This window comes from Acinetobacter sp. YH12064 (genome assembly GCF_013419735.1).
In the GTDB taxonomy this organism is placed as follows: Bacteria; Pseudomonadota; Gammaproteobacteria; order Pseudomonadales; family Moraxellaceae; genus Acinetobacter; species Acinetobacter amyesii.
The window spans coordinates 164,297-186,229 of record NZ_VOZP01000002.1; the positions used below are offsets into that span (position 1 = coordinate 164,297).

A 21,933-nucleotide genomic window follows, 5' to 3' on the forward strand; every position below is an offset into this window, starting at 1 on the left:
TTATTGCGTGGTACTTTAACTGAAATCCGACTTAATGAAAATAAGCTTTGCCGAACTAAGCGGATTTAGTCATTTTCAAATCAATTTAGAGTTTTAAAATCGCAGAATAACTCAGTGGAATCGAAAAACTAACCAAGACTAGCGATGCTGTTCGTTGTAGATTGGCTTGATTGAGCCAACTAATTTTATTCGATGCCAAAACTGAACCAAGAAAGGTCCAAAAGAATGCTATTGGAACGATCAACAGCAAAAAGATCAGCATGTGAGCTACATAATATTGCGCATTTTGCCAAGCCAACGCAGGGAAAATCGCAGATGCGAATAATAATGCTTTGGGGTTTAATAAAGTCGCAACAAAGAGTTCGCGTGCACGAATGCCCTTTTGATTAAAATTTTCAGCGACAGTTGCTGTACGCCATAATCGCATAGCCAGAAATAGAATATAGCCGGCACTAAACAATTTCAGAATGGTCGGCAGTAAAGGGAGATGTACGGAAATTTTACCAATGAGAAAACCCCATAGGCTAATCGAAATAAGATAACCAAAGGCTTCCGCTGGAATGAGTCGGAATGATTTACGTAGCCCAACTTGAATACCCGAAGATGCGAGTAACGTATTGGTTGGTCCCGGTGTTAACAAAATACTGATAACTACACCAATAAAAAACCATGAAATCATACTTTGACCTCAAACTTAATCCGCGAAGATTAATTCAGTTTGCTGGACTTAGCAAAAACTTATTTTACGATGATTAATGAATTTTAGTGATGACTAATTTTTATGTTTAAATATCAAAATATTAAGCAAATATTTCAGCGTAAAATTTATAAAACTGCGCAGTCAAAATCCTCTAAAAGTCTTATGTTTAACGCTGCTGTTTTTCATTTTGACAAAAAAAGCCTGACCGAAGTCAGGCGCACTGAAAAATCAATGGTCAGTGATTAACCCACAATCGCTTTTTTCAAGTCTTTTGTAGCTTTCTCTGCTTTAGCTTCAGCTGCTTTTTTCGCTTTAAGTTCTTTTGCAGTCAATTTTGATTTTTGATCACTGACTTTTTTTGCCGCTTTCGCTTCAGCTTCAGACTTTGCTTTTACCGCTTTTTGTACATCTGAATTTGCAGCGATTTTTTGTTGCGCAATTTGACCCGCAACCTGTTTCGCCGTAGGAGCCGTTGTATTTGCCATTGCAGAAGCAGCGAACACAGTTGTACTCACAGCAAGAACGATAGATTTGACTAAAGTTTTCATTTGGTTAACTCATTATTTATCAAGATAATTTAATGAGTGTGATTAAGCGCTAAAATATAGTGTTACATATTTATACAATCTAACATTGCGTAAACACAGCAACTAACTGCCTATAAAAAAATCAAAATGGGCCTTTTTAAGAAAAAAAATCTGGCACTAGGCCAGATTTAATGCGATCAACTTAAATTTCAGTTAACCCTTAGAAAATACGGTTTTTATCTTTTTCAGCCTGAGGCAATGCATCTGCAATTTTTTGCGCAATCGCCATATAGCTTTCAGCAGCATCATCACCAGCAATCACGGACGGTTTCCCTGCATCGGCATTTTCACGAATTTGTACGTTCAGCGGTAAACGGCCTAAGAGTGGAATGTCGTATTGGGCTGAAAGTTGGTCGCCACCACCTGTGCCAAAGATTTGCTCTTCATGTCCACAGTTCGAACAGATATGGGTCGACATATTTTCAACCACGCCCATCACAGGTATGTGTACACGATTAAATAGTTCAATGCCTTTAGTTGCATCCATTAATGCAACGTTTTGTGGTGTCGTCACAATCACAGCACCTGTCACTGGTATACGCTGTGCAAGCGTTAACTGAATATCACCTGTGCCTGGTGGCATATCAATGACCAATACATCCAGATCAGGCCATAAAGTTTGGTTAAAGAGCTGCATTAACGCCCCTGTCGCTTTTGGCCCACGCCAAGCCACTGGCGTATTGTTATCCCCAGTTAAGTGACCAATTGAAAGTACTGCCATACCATATGCTTCGATAGGAACAAATTGCTCAGCTTCAATCATCGGCGTGCGGCCTGCGTTACCAAGCATCGTTGGGATACTTGGACCATAGATATCCGCATCTAAAACGCCAACTTTTAGCCCCAATTGCTGTAATGCCAAAGCTAAGTTAACTGTCGTGGTTGACTTACCCACACCACCTTTGCCTGAAGACACTAAAATTACATTTTGAATGCGTGGATGTTTCGGCACATCACGTTGCAGAGGTGCCGCTTTTTGAATTGGTGGATTGTTTGTATCTTCTTCAGCCTTGGCTTGAGTAGCAGATGCATCCACAACAGGTGGCAGATTACTCGTAGTAGACTTTTGCTCAGTTTGTTCATTAGCTTTAGGCTGTGTTGAACAGCTTTCACCTTCTGCATGGTGATGACCGCAACCACCCGATGTATGTCCAGTCTTTTGCTGAATCACGTGCATATTTAATTCTGTGATGCCACATTTTTCCAATGCATCGGCCAAATCATCATGGATTTTTTGTAAGTCATCGGCTTCTGAAGGAAAGGTATTAATCGTGATCTGCAAGATCTGACCTTGCACATTTACCTGTGTAATACGGTCTTTTAAAGCATTATTTGAATGGGGAAGTACATAGTTTTGTAAAACCTGTTGGATTTCCTCTTCTTTCACCTCTTGGGAGGGTGAAAACACAGATTTTAGAGAAGAAAGCCACGACATTATGTTGTCTCCAAACAGGAACATCAAAAGATAATAGCGATAGTTTACCTGTTCATCTGCCCCAGAGTAAGAGGGAGATGAATGACTTATCCCTATAAGCTTATAAAGTTGAGTAATTTAGTCAGCTTTCAAACAATTTTTCTAACGTGTGACACTTAAAAATGCACCAGCAACTGATTTTTGCGGCTAAACCAAAGCCTTTAAATTTGAATTGATTACATATCAACCATACATTTTCAGCGTAATTTCAGTTTATATTTCAGTCGATTCAACAGAATAATCATAGCGATGGATGTGCAATCTAAAGGCACATTTTGTGCTTTTTAGTTTTTAAAATGGGGATGACGATGTATCCGAAGACTATCTATAAGAAGAATATTTATAAAACGACTTTATGTGCCTTGATGCTCCTTACTTCAGCAGCCTATGCAGAAATTGCGACTGAAGCCATTCAAACACCTGACCGACAAACTGTAGCGATTGGTGATAGCATCGATCTCATGCGCTCGCGTATGCAAGCTTCTCCGATGAAAATGGTGTCTTATCCGCTGCAAGAGAAAAATCTGCCTGCGAAACTAGCGGTAGATTACACCTATGAAATTGCCAATATGCGCTATGTGATTACCGTAGTCGATGATCAAGTCAAAAATATTAAGACTGAAAATTTAGATGGATTAAAACAATGAATCCTAAAAAAGCCGCTCTTGATAGAACGGCTTTTTTGATCAGCCCCAATTAAGCTTGATCATCTTTTTTAAACTTATTCAATGTGTCAGTGGCTTTCTTTTTTAACTCGTCAAATTTCTCTGTCGCCTGCACTTTTAGTTCATCAAATTTTTCGACAGCCTCATGTTTAAGTTCGGAAGCTTTGACTTTGGCTTCATCAAATTTATGACTCGCTTCTGCTTTTAACTGCTCTAGACGGTCTTTGGTTTCAGCATGCTGTTCTGCATGTTCATGTTTGGCGTCATTTAAGGTTTTTTCACCCTCAAGCTTGAGTTCTTCAACTTTATGCTTTGTACCATCGAGTGCTTTTTCACCTTCAAGTTGAGCCTCTTTGGCTTTGAGCTTTAGATCATCACCCAACTCTGACGCTTTATCTTTCAATTGATCAATTTTATTTTCAGTTGTCATCGTTCTCGCCTCTTCTCTGTTATTGTCTAACAATAGTTATAACGTGCTTTGACGGGATGACCTTAAAAATATGCATTTAGAAACAATTGAGCTACATGACGTTGCATTTATGCTTTTGGGCATAAGGTTAGGAGTTAAAATTGATCCGAGTTTAAATGTATTAAATCATTGAAAAATATAAAGGCTATTTTTATTGTATTGATATTCATTAATCTAAATTAAGCAAAAGGAATAACGGTAAAGCCCCTAATGACGCACTTTACCGCTACATAAAAAGATTATTTGCTGACCGTGCTCATAAAGCTTACTGCGGAAAACAGCCAAATAAATAGGATGAAACTCCGTCCCTGATTAAAATGCGCGACGTCGGTCCCATGCAAAATATTATGGCGGGTCATGGCTACAGTAGAGCTGCTATCCATTTGATAGGCTGCCAATTCGGCAAAATACGGATTCAACTCATTAGCAATTTTAGATTTGTGCCACAGGCTTTTAATTTCGCTGCCTTTAAGCCCCGGTACAATTTTATAGACATCGACAAACTTGGTACCGCTCTGCTTTAAAAAGCCCGTTTGAATCAGTACATCCGTTAAAATGCCTTCTAACTGTGCATACAAGACAGGGATACAACCGGCATGGAAATTCAGCTTATACAGTTTAAAAGCTTCAAGTAGAACCAAACGACGTTGCGCTTTATTTTCACCAATCTCTAAGGCATCAAAGGCTTTCAACATTTCTGTCTGAAAAAACTCGGTGTTAATCGCATCGAGTAAATGAAACTGTTTTTGATCTTCATGTTGATGCAGCAATTGCCAAAAATACAATAAATTTAAAGCATCATTCGCTACTTTCATTTCTACAGGCTGATCTAATTCATCGGCCAATACATCGAAGTAAGGTTCAGTTGTAGCCAAATCACGTAAAGTCTGAATCAGTAATGCATGTTCATCTGCCGAAATCTGCTCAAGGTATTGTTGTGCTTCTTTGACAATGTGCTGACCGAGTTGTTTATTACGCTGTTGATTTTGCGGAATACGGGTCACAGGCTGGTCGTCATCATAATCGTCGTCGTACATGGGCTTGTCACTCTAAAGGCATCACAGATATGCCCTATTATCACTGTAATTGTGTCAGCAATATAGATTTTTTTACTTTTGCAAAGATTTCACCTATTCCCTTGTGCAAGTACTGGCTATCTCATGTAAAATTACAGCCCATTGCATAAATACGAATGAGAGAGTCATATCCGTGCGTAATATTTTAGTTACTAACGCCCTTCCATACGCGAATGGCCCAATTCATATGGGTCATTTACTCGGTTATATCCAAGCTGATATTTGGGTTCGTGCCATGCGTGCAATGGGTCATAACGTGACTTATGTATGTGCGGATGATGCTCACGGTACAGCGATTATGCTACGTGCGGAAGCCAATGGTATTTCGCCTGAACAGCAAATTGCCAATGTGCAAAAAGAACATGAACGTGACTTTGCTGGCTTTAGAGTTGACTTTGACCATTACGACTCAACTAATAGCCCTGAAAACCAAGCACGTGCTTCTGAGATTTATATCAAAAACCGTGAAGCGGGCAACATTGCAGTACGCCCTGTGACGCAATTGTTTGACCCTGAAAAAGCAATGTTCTTGTCTGACCGTTTCATTAAAGGCACATGCCCGAAATGTAAAGCGGAAGACCAATACGGCGACTCATGTGAAGTGTGCGGTACAACCTACAACGCAACTGAGTTACTCAATCCAAAATCGACTTTGAGCGGTGCGACACCTGTAGAAAAATCTTCAGATCACTACTTCTTTAAACTGCCAAACTTTGGTGAATACCTGCAAAAATGGACACGTGACGAAGGTCGTCTGCCTGTGTCAATTGCCAACAAACTGGATGAATGGTTTGAAGCTGGTCTTTCTGACTGGGATATTTCACGTGATGCGCCTTATTTCGGTTTTGAAATTCCTGATGCGCCAAACAAATACTTCTACGTTTGGGTTGATGCGCCAATCGGCTATATGTCGAGCTTTGAAAACTACATCAAGACTAAACGTCCTGACCTAAGCTTTGAAGACTACTGGAAAAAAGATTCTAAAAATGAGGTGTATCACTTCATTGGTAAAGACATCGTTTACTTCCACGCGTTGTTCTGGCCTGCAATGCTTGAAGGTGCAAACTACCGCACCCCAACAAGCTTATTCGTCAACGGTTTCTTGACTGTAAATGGTCAAAAAATGTCTAAATCTCGCGGTACGTTCATTAAAGCGGAAACATATTTAGAGCATTTAAACCCTGAATATTTACGTTACTACTTTGCATCTAAGCTTTCTGACAAAGTTGAAGATTCTGACTTGAACCTTGATGATTTTGTTCAAAAAGTGAATTCAGACCTTGTTGGTAAAGTGGTCAACATCGCAAGCCGTTGTGCGAAGTTTATCAATACGAAATTTGATAACAAACTTTCTGCAACTTGTGCTGAGCCTGAGTTAGTTCAAAGCTTTATTGATGCAGGTGCATCAATCGCTGCTCAATATGAAGCCCGTGAATTCTCAGCGGCAATCCGTGAAATCATGGCGCTTGCTGACAAAGCCAACCAATATATCGACGAGAAAAAGCCTTGGGCTTTAGCGAAAATTGAAGGCGAAGAACAACAAGTTCATGACGTATGTTCTGTCGGCATCAACTTGTTCCGTCAATTGGCTGTGTATCTTGCACCAGTACTTCCTACATTGGCAGCAGAAGTTCAAAGCTTCTTAAAATTAGAATCTTTCGACTTTGCTTCAGGCAAAACGATTTTAGTAGATCATCAAATTGCTCAATTCCAACCATTGATGCAGCGTGTAGATCCAAAAGCAGTTGCTGCAATGGTCGATGCGTCTAAAGATTCTTTAGCTGCTCCTGCGGAAGCACCAAAAGCGGAAAAGAAAAAAGAGAAAGCCAAAGAGAAGAAACCTGAACCTAAAGTTGGCGAAGCTGAAATTATCGGTATCGAAGACTTTATGAAAGTTGACTTACGTGTAGCGGAAGTTTTAGAAGCAGCTCATGTTGAAGGTTCAGACAAACTGCTTCAATTGACTTTAAATGTCGGCGAAGCTGAGCCACGTAACGTGTTTAGCGGTATTCGTGAGTTCTACCAACCTGAAGACCTTAAAGGTAAACTGGTGGTGATGGTGGCTAACCTTGCACCACGTAAGATGCGTTTTGGTATTTCTAACGGTATGGTTTTAGCTGCGGGTAATGGTGAAGGTGTTTGGGTGATTTCACCTGAAACTGGTGCTAAACCGGGTGATAAAGTGTCTTAAGATTTAAGTCTTAGATAGGAAAAGCCTCTACTTTGTAGGGGCTTTTTTATGCCTTTAGTTTCCCTCTCCTTTTAGGAGATGAGAAGCGCTGCTTCGCAAGGGAGAGGTGTTTTATGAATCAATTTTTATATGGTTAGAAATATATATCTTTGGTTTTAAATCAAAAAACTCTACTCTTTTTTTCCATGAATCCACAGCTAATAAAAACTGTATCGAGTTTATTTCAATTAAAGATGAAACAGGCTGCTCTAAAACAAGCCATAATGCAGCTGACTCAAGTTTATCTTCAAAAGGAATAACTCTTTGTTTGATAAGTTCTACAGCCCCTTTCGACTGTTCTATATTATAAATTAGATCTTGAGGTTTTCCTGAAATTTTAACTGAAATTATTTCATTATCCTTATATAAATCAGCAACTTCAAACTTATAATTACGCCCTTTACTAGATAAGGATTGTATTGCTTCTAATTGCCTATCAAGCAATTTATAGCCATTGTTAAGACTAAGTTTCTCATTAAAATAGTATTCAAGGTACGTTATTTCATTACCTAAATTTACTCCATTTCTGATTTGGGTTTCTTTATTTTTTTTCCAAGTTAAATAATCACTTTCAATTAAATCCTGTTCAAATATTAGTGTTATTTGTTCTAAAGATTTTTTTAAATATGCTTTGAAAGTTTCGTTGAATTTAAACCATTTTCCACATTTTAGAAAATATTGACCATCTTCATATGAGGTGTAGAAATCTAAAATTTCTTTTAGTGGTTGTGTGAAACGACCACTACCTTCTATTTTAAATTTCACGTACAAATCATCAATACTTTGAAGATTATGTTCTTTAATAAAACTAGAAATCATAGAAATATCAAATGAATTGCCAAGTCCAAGTTTTGCAAGTTGCTTACGCTCTTTCTTGTAAATTAATTCGTAGTTATATTCATTAAATCGAAAAGAAATATTAATTCGAGCCACATGTATTTCTTCAAGACAGATAGATACATTTTCTTGTAAAGAATCTATAATTTCGGCATCTAATTGGGTTATTAAATTTTGATCTATAACTGGTTCTAATTTAGGTAGTTTTATTATTTCTTCAGTACCTAAAGTATCAGAAATTTCATTTAGAATTTGTGCAAATCACTAGGAGACTTATCTACATTTAACTGTACTGAATCAGCAAAAATAATATTTTTATCTCCCCATATTTCAGAGTTGGAAGCTTTAATTTTTAGATGCTCAACTGACTCCCCTGATTCATAGCTATTTATATTAAAGTTCTCATAGGATGAAACTTCATGTCTTTTCGTACCTGTAAAGTATCTACTTTTTTTAAGAATGGTAGTTTGTTCATTACCCATTCTTACAGCTAGGCTGATCCCAAAATTTGGCTCAATAAATTTTGCAAGATAAAAGTGAGATTTCCCTAAACTCACAGCATATATTTCTTGAAGGTTGTCTTCATTTTTACAAATCAACAATCCAAAATGGAAAATATTTTTTGGCGAATTATTTTGAGAAATCAAAAAATCCTTGTATGTTTCGTGCCACCAAACATCATTACCTTCAACTTTTTCTGAAAAATAAAAAGTCATTTCATAGTTATCGTAAATTTGAGTCTTTTGCTCTACTAGACCTACTGACTCGAGTTTTTCGAGTAATCCCTTCATTTCAGAAAATTTTAATTTATATATATTGTATGTATTGATCATTTTTTCATCTAATTATGTTAATTATTAATCCTATAAATTTGTACAAAAAATGTAAAGTTTTTTTATCAATACTTTTTTTAGCAAAGATAATCTATTTTAAAGTCCTTAAATAAATGCCATAAACAAGAAAAATCCCTTTAAAACTTATAACAATCCTAAGAAAACTTTATAACCAATATTTTTAGTAATTACCCTAAGCTACTTTCAGTAAACTCTCCCCTTACGAAGCATTGCTTCTCCTCTCCTAAAAGGAGAGGGAATTCATTGTAAATTTAAATATAAACCCAATAAAAAAGCCTCTATCAAAGAGGCTTTTTTGCTTCGTTCAATCACTTCATCCCAAAAATCAGCTTTAAACCAAGCACTGTCATCACTACCCCAGCTGCCCGATCAAAACCCGCTTTAAACTTCAAATAGACTTTACGTGGTTTTTCTGCTGACAAAGCCACAGCGACCAATGAGCACCAGCCTGCATCAATAAAGAAACACAAAACTGGCAATACAAAGTAGAAATAAGTCGGAATCTCTTTCGGTAAAAGTGCCGTAAAAATACTGGCTAACACAATTGCAATTTTCGGATTCGACAATTGGGTAATTAAACCAGTGGTAAATGCACGACGGAGTGACATCTGCGAGCTGCTGGCATCACCAGCTTCAATCGGTTCTTTGGCATGTTTTATAATTTTAAATGCCATCCAAAGCAGGTATAAACCACCACAAATTTTTAAAGCCAAATATGCAGAAGGTACAGCCAATAAAAATGCTTGCAACCCCAATACCGCTAAAAGCCCAAATATTGCAGCGCCCAATCCTGTACCAAGTGCAGTAAATAAACCGTGTTTACGTGAAATCGCAATGGAATTCTTCGCCACATAAATTGACGTTGGCCCTGGGCTCATTGCACCAAGTAATAGTGCTGCCGCAATCGAGCCTAATATCCAAAATGATTCCACTATCACACCGTTTTCACTTAAATTTGTGGCAATTTTACAGATAGAATCTCTGAATTTCTCCCTATAATTTGCAGTGTTTATTTTAATTGACCAAATTTTTCACTATAAATAACTTGAATACTGCATTAATCCATCGCATGATCGCTAAAAGTACAAATTAATATCAAGACAATGAAATTAGCCGAAGCCCTACTTTTACGCAGTGACTTACAAACAAAATTGGCTTCACTGCAACAACGAATCAATAACAACGTGCTCATTCAAGAAGGTGATGCACCTAGCGAAGAACCGAATGCTTTAATTCAAGAAGCATTTGCCGTAAATACAGAACTTTATAGCTTAATTGAAAAGATTCACGCCACCAATGCACAGGCTAAAACCAGTTCTGGACGCTCCATGCTTTCAGTGCTCAATGAACGTGATTTATTGACCCAGCAGCATCGAATCTTGCAACAAGCAATTGACAGCTCACGCCGTGAAAATGGTCGTTATAGCTCAAGTGAAATCCGTTGGATTAAAACCATTGCAGTGGCAGATTTACAAAAACAGGCCGACAATATTAGTCAGCAACTTAGACAAAATAACTTAGAAATTCAGGCATCAAATTGGCAAATTGACCTGATTTAATCAATTGAACCGCGGTTCATTCCAGTTCGGGCATACTGGGCGAGTACAGAGCCTTTTTAAATGTTTGTAAGGCTTTAATCCAACAAACTACACTGCAGAAGTAAGACGTCTACTTCAAAATATTCACACATCTGACGTAGCACACTGCATCTGTGACTCTTTACATGTCACGTCTCACTACCGTGTACTGACAGTATGTCCACCCTATTTTTTATGCACCTATGTGCTAATCGTCATCTGCAGCGGCTTCATTGAGTGCAACATCTTCACGGGGCAATTTATAGTCATGGTCATTCACAGGGACACCGCCAATGATCATGGTGCGATGTTCATTTTGAGGACGATGCAATTCGTCAGTCGTATCACAACCCACCATCCAAAAACTGCACAGGCACAGCATAGGCAGCACAGCCCGACTTAATTTGCGCATTGGATGCCCTCCATTTTTATAATTATCTTGTTTATAAAATCAGCATAGCATTTTTGTGCAGATATTCACCTTATTTATCTGCCGATTTAGGGTCAATTGTCAGGAATTATGTCTCAACGGTCTTACGAATGCGGATGAAAATAGATGCCAATAGAAAAATATTTCCTTTTAAAATAAATAATTTATTCATTTTATTAAAACTACATAAATAACAAGTTACAAAACTGCTATCGAATACGATTTTACTTCGGACACTTTTGTCCGTTTAATATCTAGATAAATTTAAAATGATGCTGTCAAAGAATAATGTCCACACGTCAACAACTCGCTGCACAAAATCGTGAAATCCTTTTAGAAGCTGCGATTGAGGTATTCCGTATTCACGGAATCAATGCGCCTTTACAACTCATCATGGATCAAGCTCAAGTTGGACGTGCGACGTTTTATCGTAATTTTAATGACCGTCGTGAGTTGGTACTCGCCTTAATGCAAGCTGCCTTGAACCGACTTGAACAGCGTGCGCTTAATTATGCACAGTTCGATGATGGATTTATTCGCCTCATTCAAGACCATATTTATAATATTCCCTATCTCACAGCCCTAATGGAATATTGGCGTGTGATCGATCGGGATGATCCTGCCATGGTTGAAATATACCAACGACGTGATGCCATTTTGCAACCGATGATTGATCAGGCCATTCAAAATGGTCGCTGTCGAGCAGACTTTAAACCGGCAGACTATGCCATGGTCACTTCCATTTTACGTGCAGCTTTACAAGGCCATACCGAAGCAGATCAGGAAAAACTCGCCAAACGTGCCGTTGAGTTTTTACTACATGGTATTTGCGGGTAATACGTCATGTCCAAACCTCCACGTTTATTGGAACCTGCTCCGGATTGGACACCCGAAGAAAAACCGACTTTGCCCGGCTCTCCTGCTGCGATTGCGCATCCCACCTATAAGCGTTTTTTATACTTCTTTATCGGTTTATTTGTTGCGATCTCGGGGAGTTTAAGTAATGGATTTATCACGGCAAATCTTCCCCTTCTACAAGGTGAATATGGTTTAACGCCTTCAGAAGCGGCTTGGATTCCTGCGGCATTTGTTATGGCCAATGTCAGCTCTAATCTGATCTTATTTAAAGCCCGTCAACAATATGGACTTAGGCTATTTTCAGAAATTGGTTTGGTTTTATTTATCGCGGTAATGCTGCTGCATTTATTCGTCCATACCTATGAAATGGCAATTTTTGCACGGGTGATTAGCGGCTTACTTGCAGCTCCACTCAGTTCGCTTGGGATGTATTACATCATGCAAGCCTTTAAACGTGCTCATTTTGGTCGTGGGCTATATCTGGCTTTAGGCTTTCAGCAGTTGGGGATTCCGTTGGCATGGATCATGTCTCCCTATCTGGTCGATGTCAACGATTGGTCTATTTTTTACACCTTTGAATTAGGTTTAGCCTTATGTTGTTTGGCGATGGTGGTCTCTCTAAAACTGCCACGAAGCCTACGTATCGAAGTGTTTGAAAAGCAAGATTTATTCACCTTTGCATTATTGGCACCCGGCTTTGCTTTGCTATGTATCGTGCTAACTCAAGGCCCGATTCTTTGGTGGTTTGAGGCTGAATGGTTGGCTTATTTACTCATCGCCGCTTTGATTCTTTTAGTCGTCGGCCTGACCTATGAACATTTTCGGGTCAACCCCCTGATTGTCACACGCTGGCTCGGAACATCGTCTACCGTAAGTTTTATTATCGGTGCCTTTGCCATTCGCTTCCTCATGTCAGAACAAAGCTATGCGGCCGTGAATTTTTTGAAAACCATGGGCATGGGACCCGACCAATTCGTTTCTTTTTATACCGTTGTGCTGATCGGAATTGTCTTAGGCACAGTGTTTAGTGCCCTGACCTTTTCCAAAGAAAAAATCGTACTTCATCTACTTGGTGCAGCAGGTCTCGTGCTCTTTGCCTGTGCACTGGATTACCATCTGACCAGTGATGTACGACCACATGATTTTTATTGGAGTCAGTTTTTGGTGGGCTTTGCCAGTGGCATGTTTATTGGCCCACTTTTGCTTACAGGCATTGTCAGTGCTTTGCAAAAAGGCCCATCGCACATGGTGACGTTTATCGTACTATTTTCTGCAACGCAAACTTTTGGTGGTCTCGTCGGCTCATCGTTCTTTTCGACCTATCAGCAAATGCGTACCCAAACCTATCAGGCACAGATTTATAATGATTTATCGAAAACCTCCCCTATAGTCGAACAGCGCCTACAACAATTGGCGCAAAGTGCGCATCAATATTCTTTAGACTCAAATTTAGACCAACAACAAGCCATACGTAGCCTTAATCAAACCATCACTCGAGAAGCCCAAGTTCGAGCATATAACGATGTGATTTTTTTAAATGGCATATTCGCCGTTTTATTGTTGCTTTGGGGTTTATTGCTGATGGGTAAAAATAAATATCAATTACGCCAACAGCAACGCACGGATAGTAGTTAAAATTTTCCCGACTTAAACAACATAAGCAACCGCCAAATGACCTAATTGATATTGAGAACAACATGACCGAAGACCATAAACCCACTGAGCAAGCAGCACCGCAGCAACCACAAACAGCAACCGCTATGCCTGCGCCATCGAGCAAGCTTATTTCTACGCCGCAGCGTACCCTGGTTTTCATGTTGATCATCCTCTTGTTGGGAATTGCACTGATCTTATGGGCGTGGCGGATTGGTCCATTTCATAACAGTATCGAGTCGACTGAAAATAGCTATGTCAAAGGCAAAACCACGGTGCTTTCATCACAAATTAATGGTTATGTGAAAGATGTATTAGTGACAGACTTCGATCATGTGAAAAAAGGTCAAGTGCTTATGCATATCGATGCAACGACCTATGATCAAAAAGTCACACAGGCTGAATCTGGGGTGGAACAAGCACAGAACTCACTTGCCAATCAAAGCCAGGCCATTGAACAACGCAGAGCAGATATTACGGCAGCCGAAGCGAAAGTGGACCAATCACGTGCGGCCTATGAATTAGCTCTTGCACAAATGACGCGCTACCAACAACTCGGCAATACTGGCGCTGCATCGAAATCAGAACAAGATAAAGCCACTGCAGACGCTAAAAATAGTTTGGCCCAACTTCATCAAGCAAAAGCCAATTTGCTGGTTGCCAAAGAATCATTCAAAACTGCACAAGTTGCAGCGACAGGGCTTAAAGCGCAAGTGAATAGTGCCAAAGCACAATTTGATCAGGCAGTGACCACTAAAGACTACAGCACGATTGTGGCACCTATGGATGGTCAGCTTGGCGAAGTCAGCCCACGTATTGGTCAATATGTTGCGGCAGGCACTCAACTGATGTATTTAATTCCACAGCAGCGCTGGGTGACTGCTAACTTTAAAGAAACGCAAATTGCAGATATGCATATTGGTCAAAAAGCTTGGTTCAGCGTCGATGGCATGAAACATCAAAAATTTTACGGCAAAGTTGAGCAAATCTCCCCTGCGGCTGGTTCTGAATTTAGTGTATTGAAACCTGACAATGCCACAGGAAATTTCACTAAAGTCGTGCAACGCATTGCCGTGAAAATTGCAATTGATCCCAATCAACAAGGTTTGGAAAACTTAAGACCCGGTATGTCTGTCGTCACCTCCGTTGATGTTGCTAGTTAGCAGATATCAGCAGTGAAGTGCTATAAGCAGAGTTGAACTGACTAAGATGCAAAGGATTTTATCTTCTGCACCTCCCGTTTTACAATGCCTACCCATTTGAACTCTAACCACCAAGATAACGATTACCAACATGTTTGAATCTATCGCCCACGCCATTCCTGAGCAGACTATTCAATATCAAGGGGTTAATTTGTGTATTAAGCGTTTGGACTTGGTACACCCACAAATATCAGGCAATAAATTTTATAAACTCAAATATAATTTTATTGAGGCGCAGAAATTAGGGTTTAAACAGGTGCTTAGCTTTGGTGGTGCTTATTCAAATCACATTGCAGCCACAGCATATGCTGCACATTTATTTGGATTCGGTAGTCTAGGCATCATTCGTGGAGAAGAATTACAACATCAATCCCGAAATCCTACTTTAGCCACCGCCCAACAGTTTGGTATGCAGCTCAGTTTTGTCACACGCCAACAGTATCGGGAAATGAAACAAGTTGACGCTTTAGCGCAATTACAACAGCAATATCCCGAACATTATGTCATTCCTGAAGGTGGAACCAATGCATTGGCTATCCGTGGCTGTACGGAAATCTTAAGCCATGAAAATCAACAAAATTTTGATCTCATCTGCTGTGCCGTCGGTACAGGTGGAACCATAACGGGCTTGATCGAAGCCAGTGCGGAACATCAACATGTACTTGGTTTTTCTGCCCTCAAAGGCAATTTTCTTTGCGACGATGTTGCTCAGTTGACGCAGAAAACCAATTGGAACATCAGTGATGAATTTTGCTGTGGCGGCTATGCCAAAATAACGCCGGAACTATTACAGTTTATGCATGACTTTGAACAACGCTATGCGATCCCATTAGAACAAGTTTATACGGCTAAAATGCTGCGAGGTATTTTCAGCATGATTGAGCTGGGTCAGATTACAAACCATCAACGTGTTTTAGTGATCCATACTGGTGGCCTACAAGGTCGCCTGAAAGGTTCAACCGAAGCACTAAAAAGCGTATAATCCTGCGTCCTTTCTTCCATGCGGAAACTTACCATGTCGCAAAATCAATATGATGTCCTTGTTTTAGGTGCTGGTGCATCAGGCTTAATGACGGCATATAAAGCGGCACAGCGTGGACGCAAAGTTTTGGTGGTTGAAAAAGCTAATAAAGTTGGCAAAAAAATCCTAATGTCTGGCGGCGGTAAATGCAATTTCACCAATTTGTATGTCGAACCAGAAAATTATATTTCACATAATCCGCACTTTGTTATTTCGGCATTAACTCGCTATACCAACTGGGACTTCATTGGTATGGTCTGCGAATATGGCATTGAGTACGAAGAGCGCAAACATGGGCAGTTATTTACCCAAAATGGTGCAAAAGAAATTCTCGCCATGCTATTGGCAGAATGTGACAAAACTGGTTTGGTCGATATTAAAACCAACTGTGAAGTAAAAGCAGTCAATGCCTTGCCTGAACAAGGCTTTCAAGTGGCAACCAATCTAGGCTATTTTGAAGCAGAATCGGTGGTTATTGCCAGTGGTGGTCTGTCCATTCCAACGTTAGGTGGTTCAGGAATTGGCTATGAGATTGCTAAACAATTCGGACATTCCGTCTACCCCACTCGCGCAGGCTTAGTACCCTTCACTTTCTCAGATAGTTTTAAAGAAGTAACCACTCGCTTGAGCGGCAATGCTGTTGAAGCCACGTTATCGAATGAGTTAAATAGTTTTACCGAGGCTTTACTCTTTACTCACCGCGGTTTAAGTGGCCCAAGCTCATTGCAACTTTCAAACTACTGGGATGTCGGTCAACGTTTTAATATCAATTTCCTGCCAGCTTTAGATGTTTTAGATTTCCTCAAATCTAAAAAATCCAGTCAACCAAAAGTGTTACTGCGCACACTGTTCAATGAACACTTACCGAAAAGCGTGGTTGTGGAATTACAAAATCTGATTTGGCCTGAACAAGCTGAATTAGCCATTGGCAATATCAGTGATGAAAAACTAGAAAACATTGCAAGCCGTTTAGAAAGCTTTGAAGTGAAACCATCAGGCACTGAAGGTTACCGTACTGCTGAAGTTACACTTGGTGGTGTGGATACCACTGAAGTCTCATCAAAAACCATGGAAAGTAAAAAACAGAAAGGCTTGTACTTTATTGGTGAAGTACTTGATGTAACAGGTCATTTAGGTGGATACAACTTCCAATGGGCATGGGCTTCTGCGCATGCAGCTTCTGAATACGTCTGATCTCGACATAGAATTAATTAAATATAACCTGCAGAAGATCTCTGCATAAAAAAAGGGGCTGATTCATTCAGCCCCTTTTTCTTGCTCAATCGGACTTATTCAAGATAGTCGGTTTTAAATAATGATACTGACGACGTCGAAGTTCGTTGAATTGTCAGATCCATTTTTTCAACGGCAACTGAAATATGTTGTGGTTGCACGCTTGCGGTTTGTTTGAGTGTCGATACTAAAGTATTGAGCATTGAAATTACCCCCATTTTGCCATTCCTTTGCACAGATCATAAGTGTCATTCATGACAGCAATATGAATCCTAAGTTTTTATATTTTAAGTAATATTCCATATATCACTATTACTTAAAATACCAATTTTCGGGTAAATTTCAACCATTATTTTTGGACTGATTGGTATAATTTTTTTCACTGTTTAGCGGTGATTGTTCTGTCTGCTCCAAATCAGTGCGTTTTGGTTTTGCAAAAATAAAGCGTCGTGCGCTCGCCAAAAAACCCACCGTGATCCCTGCAATAATCACTGGGGCTAAAAATTTATTCGGTGCTTTTGCCATACAATATTCCTTATAGAGCATTAAAATCGACCACCTAAGCGTGGCCGATTTTGTAAAGACAGAACAGGTTAATTAGGATCATTCGGTTTTGGCGGAGCTACAGGTGCCGAAGGTGCATCGACCTGTTTTTCAGCCTCGCCTGTCGATCCAAATGGATTATTTTGTGGTTGATCACTTGGGTTTACATCCAACTGATCTGGTGTAGCAGTTTCTTTTTCACTGACGCCCGGAGCAGCTTGCTGAATGTTTGGATAGCCATCATCTGTTTTCACTTCAGAAGTCATGACAGATGTTGATGGTGTTGGACTCGCTGCAGACGATGTAGGCGTATTAAAGGTGGTTTTCGCCTTTGCCTGCTCCTGTACTGGATTCGGTTCATTGGCTTCGCGTTTCGCTTTATCGATAAGATCTGATAACAATCGTTCCGCCGGATTGCGACCACCTAAACCAAAGGCCAAAGCGAAAGCAACTGCAACCGCACCGAGAGTTAAACCAAAGGCCAAATTCACGATCGAGTCGGCAATACCCATGGCACGCAAGCCCATAGCTACAACCAAGCCCATAATCAGCACACGAACCAAATTACCTAACCAACGCGAACTGTTGTATTCCCCTCGTTGAACTACATTTGCCACAATATTGGCAAGCCAGAAACCCACCACCAAGATTACAGCACCAAGTAAAATACTTGCACCGAACTGGATAAACATAGCAATAAGGGCACTGATTTGCTCAAAGCCTAAACGGTTAGCAGCTTCAGATACCGCAAACAACATGGTGAAAAATACAATGAGGCAACCGACCACATCCGACACTTTGGTTTTGCCCAAAAAGCGTTGAATGTCTAATTTTTCTGGCACAGTATCAACACCTGTACCCGAGATCACATCCACAACTAGACGCGCTACAAAGCGTGACACCACATAGGCCAAGATTAAGATTAAACCTGCGGCAATGATGTTCGGTATCGCATACATGATCTCATGTAACATGGCTGTTGCAGGCTGAGAAATCGCCTCGATACCAAGTGCTTCGAAAGCCACAATTAAAGCCGTGATAATAACTATAGCAAAGACAAAATTACCCAAAACTTGAGCAAGTTTTGCATTTTTGAACATGCCCACTTTTTCGACTTGCTGCTGCAAACTCAAACTGTTTACCAAGCCTTCCACAATGCCTCGCACAATCTTCGCCAAGATGTACCCCACAAATACGATGACACCGGCAATAAAGATATTTGGAAGATAAGAAACAACTTCAGTGACCATATTTTGGATTGGGAACAAGAGACCGTTCAAACCCAATATCGATAAAACAATCGGTAGGAAAAGTAACAAAATCAGCCAATATACAATTTCACTGATATTTTGACTGATTGGACTGACGCCAACCTCAGAACTAAGTTTTTCATCGAGTTGGGTTTTATCAAGCAGTTTCTTTGAACCGACTTTGACCAAACTCGCCACGATCCAGCCAATAAAACCTACAGCTACTGCAGCCAAGAGCTGTGGAATAAATAACAAGAACTGCTGAATCATGTTACTGAATGGGCCACTGACACTAGTCAAATTCAGTACATTGAGTGCACCAATGACGGCAATGATCAAAATAATCCAGAACACAACTCTGGAGACTATATTTTCAACATTGGAACGGTGCCCAGTTGCATTTGAAAGTTTTTGATTTGTACCTAATTTTTGCAGAACTTTTTTGACGCCAGCAGCAACCAATAAAGCAATGACCCAACCTATCAGGAGAATTGCTACTGCACTTAAAATGGGGTGAAACTGTTCCCAATAATACATGGCATCAAAACGGCCACGCGGACCACCCAGATAATCATTCATACGTTCGCCCTCATTGTTATACATGATCTGTTGTTATGTGCATTTTTACGTATGCCGCGATATCACACAGCATTAGTGCTTTGAACTTAAGCTTTCTTTTCCACCTTAGTTTTTGCGTATTTTTTAATCAACCAAAGTATGCATAACTCCAACAAAAGCTCACAATTGAATGTAAAAAAGCCTTGGGACAACCAAGGCTTTATTTATGTCAGTCTGATGAGATACTTAAGGTTCAGATCTTGCACTCATGTAACTCTGACTCATGTATTTATCATCAATTATTATCAACGATCTGTCGCAGTTGCAGTATTTGAATCATTAGCAACAGCTTCATCCCCCGCTGTACCGCTAGTCGTATCATTGGCTGTTGCAGTTTGTGCATTGGGTGCAGGATGATCAGGCGGTGCATCCGAAGCAGAAGGTTTCATATCTGCAAACATATAAAATAATAATGCGATTAAAAAGATACCCACTAAAATCAGTATGTACACAGGGATACGTTTTTTTTGTGTTGTTTCTTCCGTACTGGTGGTATGGGGTGGTTTATTAAAATCGTGTGTCATATTCCCCTCGCTATTTTGTTGTTCATAGTTGAATTTTTATACTAGCAATACAATATCCTGTATTGTGTGAAGAACAATTACAATCAGTGAAAACGTGTAACTTGAATGATAAATCTCGAATGATCAGTTTAATAAATATACTTTCCTTTGGAGCTAGATGAGTTATTTTCAAATATAAATCAATATATAAGGGCGCAAATATCGGGCAAAGATTTAAGTGCAATATTTAAATCTAAAGCATTTTTTTATTGTATGACCTCTTACAAAATAAATGCTTTTTTGAGCCCGGTGGAATTATCTGCTTTTGATGAATGAAATGAGCTATAATCATCCACCTTATTTTTCACCTGTTATCAAATCTATGGCGTACCATCAACAAGGTGTAACGCTTGATCTTGACACTGACGTCACTCATCAATGTTCCCTTCATTACACTCGCGATCAACATCTTATTGGCATTATTGAATTTAGTAAGCCAAGTTATGTGTTGAAATGGGGTGATTTGGAATATTTTCGCCGCCGTACTGAAGAGTTTTCAGTGATGCCATTCCCTGAATGCATCAATGCGATGGTGATTGATATTCGAAATATTGCGGCTTTTTTAGATAATGAAGTGCCTATTATTCCTTGGCGCTTGCTCGAAGAAGAATGTCCGATTCGCTTAGTTGTTCCCCAAGATCGACTGGAGCATTATGCTGGCTTTTTTGAACCGACTTGGTTGACTGCTGACGTAGACACAGCGATTCAAGAAATTCGTGAATTTATGGATATGTTTGTGCATTAATACAGAGATTAAACTAAAGTTTAATCCCGAAAACCTCCATTTGGAGGTTTTTTTATGCCCTTTTATTTTAATTATTTATTTCACAATAAAATTAAATTATCTTATATTCAATAATTTATAGCAAACCTTCTTATAAAAAATGTTCATAACTTATCCCATCTCTTAGTAACAATTCGGCAATAAATTTTGCTTGAGCCTTGCTCGATTTATCACCTAAGATGTAGAAAATGATCTCTTTTTTATTGTTGAAACATTCTTAAAAACAAAGCAATAAAATCTAACGAGAAACAAGATCATAAAAAGTAGATATTAAATCAGGGTAAAAGGAGTTTTAACGATGACGTCAAAAAAACATTTAGCAACTTTGTTCTGTGCAAGTGCGCTCACTTTAGGGCTTAGCGCATGTAGTGACAATAAAGCACCTACAACGGATAAAGCTGCAGGAAGTGAAGCTGCTGTTTCTGACTCAGGGACTTTAGATAAGATCAAAAAATCCGGCACGATTGTATTAGGCTATCGCGATTCATCGATTCCATTTTCATATATCGCAGATAATCCAAACCAACCTGTAGGTTATGCACACGATCTTCAATTAAAAGTAGTTGAGGCGGTTAAAAAGCAATTAAATCTTCCAGATTTAAAAGTCCGTTATAACTTAGTGACCAGCCAAAACCGTATTCCATTGGTTTCTAATGGCACCGTCGACTTAGAGTGTGGTTCAACCACAAACAATAAAGAACGCCAACAACAAGTAGATTTCTCAACAGGTTTCTTTGAAGTGGGTTCACGCTTACTTACTGCAAAAGACTCTGGGGTTAAAGATTTTGCTGACCTCAAAGGCAAAAAGTTAGTGACCACAGCAGGAACGACATCTGAGCGTTATATTCGTCAACATGAAAAAGAGTTAGGTATTGGTGAAGTCATTTCTGCCAAAGACCATGCTGAGTCTTTCCTCATGCTACAAAATGGTCGTGCAGCGGCATTTATGATGGATGATATTTTGCTGGCAGGTGAAAAATCGAAAGCCAAAGATCCTAATAAATGGGAAATCGTGGGTACAGCACCGATTCATGAAATCTATGGTTGTATGATGCGTAAAGGCGATACTGGCTTTAAACAAGTGGTTGATGATGCAATCAAAGCAACTTATAGCTCTGGTGAAATCAATGACATGTATAAAAAATGGTTCCAAACGCCAATTCCACCAAAAAATATCAATTTAAATTTCCCGATGTCTGATCAATTAAAAGCATTGATTAGTAATCCACATGACCGTGACGAATAACTTTCCCTAAACATTCTAAAGATGCTTAAGCCAAACGGATTTTGGCTTAAGCTCATTATAGGG

23 protein-coding genes are annotated in these 21,933 nt (G+C 39.5%); 10 read left to right on the forward strand and 13 right to left on the reverse strand.

The annotated features are described in order from the left end of the window. Positions 1–85: 85 nt before the first annotated feature. The 3 genes from FTU13_RS02440 to apbC form a co-directional block, all read right to left on the reverse strand. Positions 86–679 carry a LysE family translocator gene (locus tag FTU13_RS02440; protein WP_180126217.1) on the reverse strand — a complete coding sequence of 198 codons (594 nt, stop codon included), beginning with the start codon at positions 677–679 and terminating at the stop codon, positions 86–88. 263 nt (positions 680–942) lie between these two features. After that, positions 943–1,248, reverse strand: coding sequence for a hypothetical protein (locus tag FTU13_RS02445; RefSeq protein WP_180126215.1), 306 nt, complete (start codon positions 1,246–1,248; stop codon positions 943–945). 199 nt (positions 1,249–1,447) lie between these two features. Then, a complete protein-coding gene (gene apbC, locus FTU13_RS02450; RefSeq protein WP_180126213.1) occupies positions 1,448–2,722 on the reverse strand; it encodes an iron-sulfur cluster carrier protein ApbC in 1,275 nt (424 codons plus the stop codon). Positions 2,723–3,069: 347 nt separating this feature from the next. Between apbC and FTU13_RS02455 the strand changes: the two genes are divergently transcribed. Next, the gene (locus tag FTU13_RS02455) at positions 3,070–3,408 is read left to right on the forward strand and encodes a hypothetical protein (protein WP_180126211.1); all 339 of its coding nucleotides are present in this window, start codon (positions 3,070–3,072) and stop codon (positions 3,406–3,408) included. A 49-nt stretch (positions 3,409–3,457) separates the two neighbouring features. Here FTU13_RS02455 and FTU13_RS02460 read toward each other — a convergent pair whose 3' ends face one another. Both FTU13_RS02460 and FTU13_RS02465 read right to left on the reverse strand, forming a co-directional pair. Continuing rightward, entirely contained in the window at positions 3,458–3,856 is a 399-nt protein-coding gene (locus FTU13_RS02460; protein WP_180007518.1) for a hypothetical protein, read from the reverse strand. A gap of 278 nt (positions 3,857–4,134) precedes the next feature. Next, entirely contained in the window at positions 4,135–4,932 is a 798-nt protein-coding gene (locus FTU13_RS02465; RefSeq protein ID WP_180126209.1) for a hypothetical protein, read from the reverse strand. 172 nt (positions 4,933–5,104) lie between these two features. Here FTU13_RS02465 and metG point away from each other — a divergent pair, with 172 nt between their 5' ends. Next, positions 5,105–7,162, forward strand: coding sequence for a methionine--tRNA ligase (gene metG, locus FTU13_RS02470; RefSeq protein ID WP_180126207.1), 2,058 nt, complete (start codon positions 5,105–5,107; stop codon positions 7,160–7,162). Positions 7,163–7,273: 111 nt separating this feature from the next. Here metG and FTU13_RS17415 read toward each other — a convergent pair whose 3' ends face one another. From FTU13_RS17415 to FTU13_RS02480, 3 genes are all read right to left on the reverse strand, one after another. Beyond that, the gene (locus FTU13_RS17415; protein ID WP_373684817.1) at positions 7,274–8,290 is read right to left on the reverse strand and encodes a DUF6119 family protein; all 1,017 of its coding nucleotides are present in this window, start codon (positions 8,288–8,290) and stop codon (positions 7,274–7,276) included. Continuing rightward, on the reverse strand, positions 8,284–8,871 hold the full coding sequence (locus tag FTU13_RS17420; RefSeq protein ID WP_257226681.1) for a hypothetical protein: 588 nt from the start codon (positions 8,869–8,871) through the stop codon (positions 8,284–8,286). Before FTU13_RS17420 ends, FTU13_RS17415 begins: the two co-directional genes overlap by 7 nt. A gap of 329 nt (positions 8,872–9,200) precedes the next feature. Next, entirely contained in the window at positions 9,201–9,824 is a 624-nt protein-coding gene (locus FTU13_RS02480; protein ID WP_180126205.1) for a LysE family translocator, read from the reverse strand. A 171-nt stretch (positions 9,825–9,995) separates the two neighbouring features. Here FTU13_RS02480 and FTU13_RS02485 point away from each other — a divergent pair, with 171 nt between their 5' ends. Beyond that, a complete protein-coding gene (locus tag FTU13_RS02485; RefSeq protein ID WP_180161094.1) occupies positions 9,996–10,451 on the forward strand; it encodes a DIP1984 family protein in 456 nt (151 codons plus the stop codon). 226 nt (positions 10,452–10,677) lie between these two features. Here the strand turns inward: FTU13_RS02485 and FTU13_RS02490 are convergent, their stop codons facing one another. Continuing rightward, positions 10,678–10,881, reverse strand: a complete 204-nt coding sequence (locus tag FTU13_RS02490) for an NF038215 family lipoprotein (RefSeq protein WP_180023154.1) — start codon at positions 10,879–10,881, stop codon at positions 10,678–10,680. 306 nt (positions 10,882–11,187) lie between these two features. Between FTU13_RS02490 and FTU13_RS02495 the strand changes: the two genes are divergently transcribed. From FTU13_RS02495 to FTU13_RS02515, 5 genes are all read left to right on the forward strand, one after another. After that, complete coding sequence (locus FTU13_RS02495) at positions 11,188–11,736, forward strand: TetR/AcrR family transcriptional regulator (RefSeq protein ID WP_180059305.1); 549 nt, start codon at positions 11,188–11,190, stop codon at positions 11,734–11,736. A gap of 6 nt (positions 11,737–11,742) precedes the next feature. Beyond that, positions 11,743–13,392 carry an MFS transporter gene (locus FTU13_RS02500; protein WP_180126202.1) on the forward strand — a complete coding sequence of 550 codons (1,650 nt, stop codon included), beginning with the start codon at positions 11,743–11,745 and terminating at the stop codon, positions 13,390–13,392. 62 nt (positions 13,393–13,454) lie between these two features. Continuing rightward, positions 13,455–14,573, forward strand: a complete 1,119-nt coding sequence (locus tag FTU13_RS02505; protein WP_180126200.1) for an HlyD family secretion protein — start codon at positions 13,455–13,457, stop codon at positions 14,571–14,573. Between the two features lie 130 nt (positions 14,574–14,703). Beyond that, positions 14,704–15,594: a 1-aminocyclopropane-1-carboxylate deaminase/D-cysteine desulfhydrase gene (locus FTU13_RS02510; RefSeq protein ID WP_180126198.1), complete on the forward strand. Its 891-nt coding sequence runs from the start codon at positions 14,704–14,706 to the stop codon at positions 15,592–15,594. Positions 15,595–15,627: 33 nt separating this feature from the next. Continuing rightward, positions 15,628–16,827, forward strand: coding sequence for an NAD(P)/FAD-dependent oxidoreductase (locus tag FTU13_RS02515; RefSeq protein WP_180126196.1), 1,200 nt, complete (start codon positions 15,628–15,630; stop codon positions 16,825–16,827). 95 nt (positions 16,828–16,922) lie between these two features. Here the strand turns inward: FTU13_RS02515 and FTU13_RS02520 are convergent, their stop codons facing one another. From FTU13_RS02520 to FTU13_RS02535, 4 genes are all read right to left on the reverse strand, one after another. Beyond that, positions 16,923–17,084, reverse strand: coding sequence for a hypothetical protein (locus FTU13_RS02520; protein WP_162689753.1), 162 nt, complete (start codon positions 17,082–17,084; stop codon positions 16,923–16,925). A 124-nt stretch (positions 17,085–17,208) separates the two neighbouring features. Next, on the reverse strand, positions 17,209–17,391 hold the full coding sequence (locus tag FTU13_RS02525; protein WP_111884901.1) for a hypothetical protein: 183 nt from the start codon (positions 17,389–17,391) through the stop codon (positions 17,209–17,211). Positions 17,392–17,459: 68 nt separating this feature from the next. After that, a complete protein-coding gene (locus FTU13_RS02530; protein WP_180126194.1) occupies positions 17,460–19,238 on the reverse strand; it encodes a mechanosensitive ion channel in 1,779 nt (592 codons plus the stop codon). A 284-nt stretch (positions 19,239–19,522) separates the two neighbouring features. Further along, entirely contained in the window at positions 19,523–19,801 is a 279-nt protein-coding gene (locus FTU13_RS02535) for a hypothetical protein (protein ID WP_111884899.1), read from the reverse strand. A 361-nt stretch (positions 19,802–20,162) separates the two neighbouring features. Between FTU13_RS02535 and FTU13_RS02540 the strand changes: the two genes are divergently transcribed. Beyond that, a complete protein-coding gene (locus tag FTU13_RS02540) occupies positions 20,163–20,585 on the forward strand; it encodes a hypothetical protein (RefSeq protein WP_078192409.1) in 423 nt (140 codons plus the stop codon). 337 nt (positions 20,586–20,922) lie between these two features. Further along, positions 20,923–21,870: a transporter substrate-binding domain-containing protein gene (locus FTU13_RS02545; protein ID WP_180120498.1), complete on the forward strand. Its 948-nt coding sequence runs from the start codon at positions 20,923–20,925 to the stop codon at positions 21,868–21,870. Positions 21,871–21,933: the final 63 nt, after the last annotated feature.

Coding starts and splice junctions, on each gene's coding strand:
- FTU13_RS17420 (WP_257226681.1), bottom strand. CDS start 8,871: ATGATCAATACATACAATATATATAAATTAAAATTTTCTGAAATGAAG.
- FTU13_RS02530 (WP_180126194.1), bottom strand. CDS start 19,238: ATGAATGATTATCTGGGTGGTCCGCGTGGCCGTTTTGATGCCATGTAT.
- FTU13_RS02540 (WP_078192409.1), top strand. CDS start 20,163: ATGGCGTACCATCAACAAGGTGTAACGCTTGATCTTGACACTGACGTC.
- FTU13_RS02495 (WP_180059305.1), top strand. CDS start 11,188: ATGTCCACACGTCAACAACTCGCTGCACAAAATCGTGAAATCCTTTTA.
- FTU13_RS02445 (WP_180126215.1), bottom strand. CDS start 1,248: ATGAAAACTTTAGTCAAATCTATCGTTCTTGCTGTGAGTACAACTGTG.
- FTU13_RS02455 (WP_180126211.1), top strand. CDS start 3,070: ATGTATCCGAAGACTATCTATAAGAAGAATATTTATAAAACGACTTTA.
- FTU13_RS02440 (WP_180126217.1), bottom strand. CDS start 679: ATGATTTCATGGTTTTTTATTGGTGTAGTTATCAGTATTTTGTTAACA.
- FTU13_RS02510 (WP_180126198.1), top strand. CDS start 14,704: ATGTTTGAATCTATCGCCCACGCCATTCCTGAGCAGACTATTCAATAT.
- FTU13_RS02545 (WP_180120498.1), top strand. CDS start 20,923: ATGACGTCAAAAAAACATTTAGCAACTTTGTTCTGTGCAAGTGCGCTC.
- FTU13_RS02505 (WP_180126200.1), top strand. CDS start 13,455: ATGACCGAAGACCATAAACCCACTGAGCAAGCAGCACCGCAGCAACCA.
- FTU13_RS02520 (WP_162689753.1), bottom strand. CDS start 17,084: ATGGGGGTAATTTCAATGCTCAATACTTTAGTATCGACACTCAAACAA.
- FTU13_RS02465 (WP_180126209.1), bottom strand. CDS start 4,932: ATGTACGACGACGATTATGATGACGACCAGCCTGTGACCCGTATTCCG.
- FTU13_RS02485 (WP_180161094.1), top strand. CDS start 9,996: ATGAAATTAGCCGAAGCCCTACTTTTACGCAGTGACTTACAAACAAAA.
- FTU13_RS02490 (WP_180023154.1), bottom strand. CDS start 10,881: ATGCGCAAATTAAGTCGGGCTGTGCTGCCTATGCTGTGCCTGTGCAGT.
- FTU13_RS02460 (WP_180007518.1), bottom strand. CDS start 3,856: ATGACAACTGAAAATAAAATTGATCAATTGAAAGATAAAGCGTCAGAG.
- FTU13_RS02525 (WP_111884901.1), bottom strand. CDS start 17,391: ATGGCAAAAGCACCGAATAAATTTTTAGCCCCAGTGATTATTGCAGGG.
- FTU13_RS02535 (WP_111884899.1), bottom strand. CDS start 19,801: ATGACACACGATTTTAATAAACCACCCCATACCACCAGTACGGAAGAA.
- FTU13_RS02500 (WP_180126202.1), top strand. CDS start 11,743: ATGTCCAAACCTCCACGTTTATTGGAACCTGCTCCGGATTGGACACCC.
- FTU13_RS02515 (WP_180126196.1), top strand. CDS start 15,628: ATGTCGCAAAATCAATATGATGTCCTTGTTTTAGGTGCTGGTGCATCA.
- apbC (WP_180126213.1), bottom strand. CDS start 2,722: ATGTCGTGGCTTTCTTCTCTAAAATCTGTGTTTTCACCCTCCCAAGAG.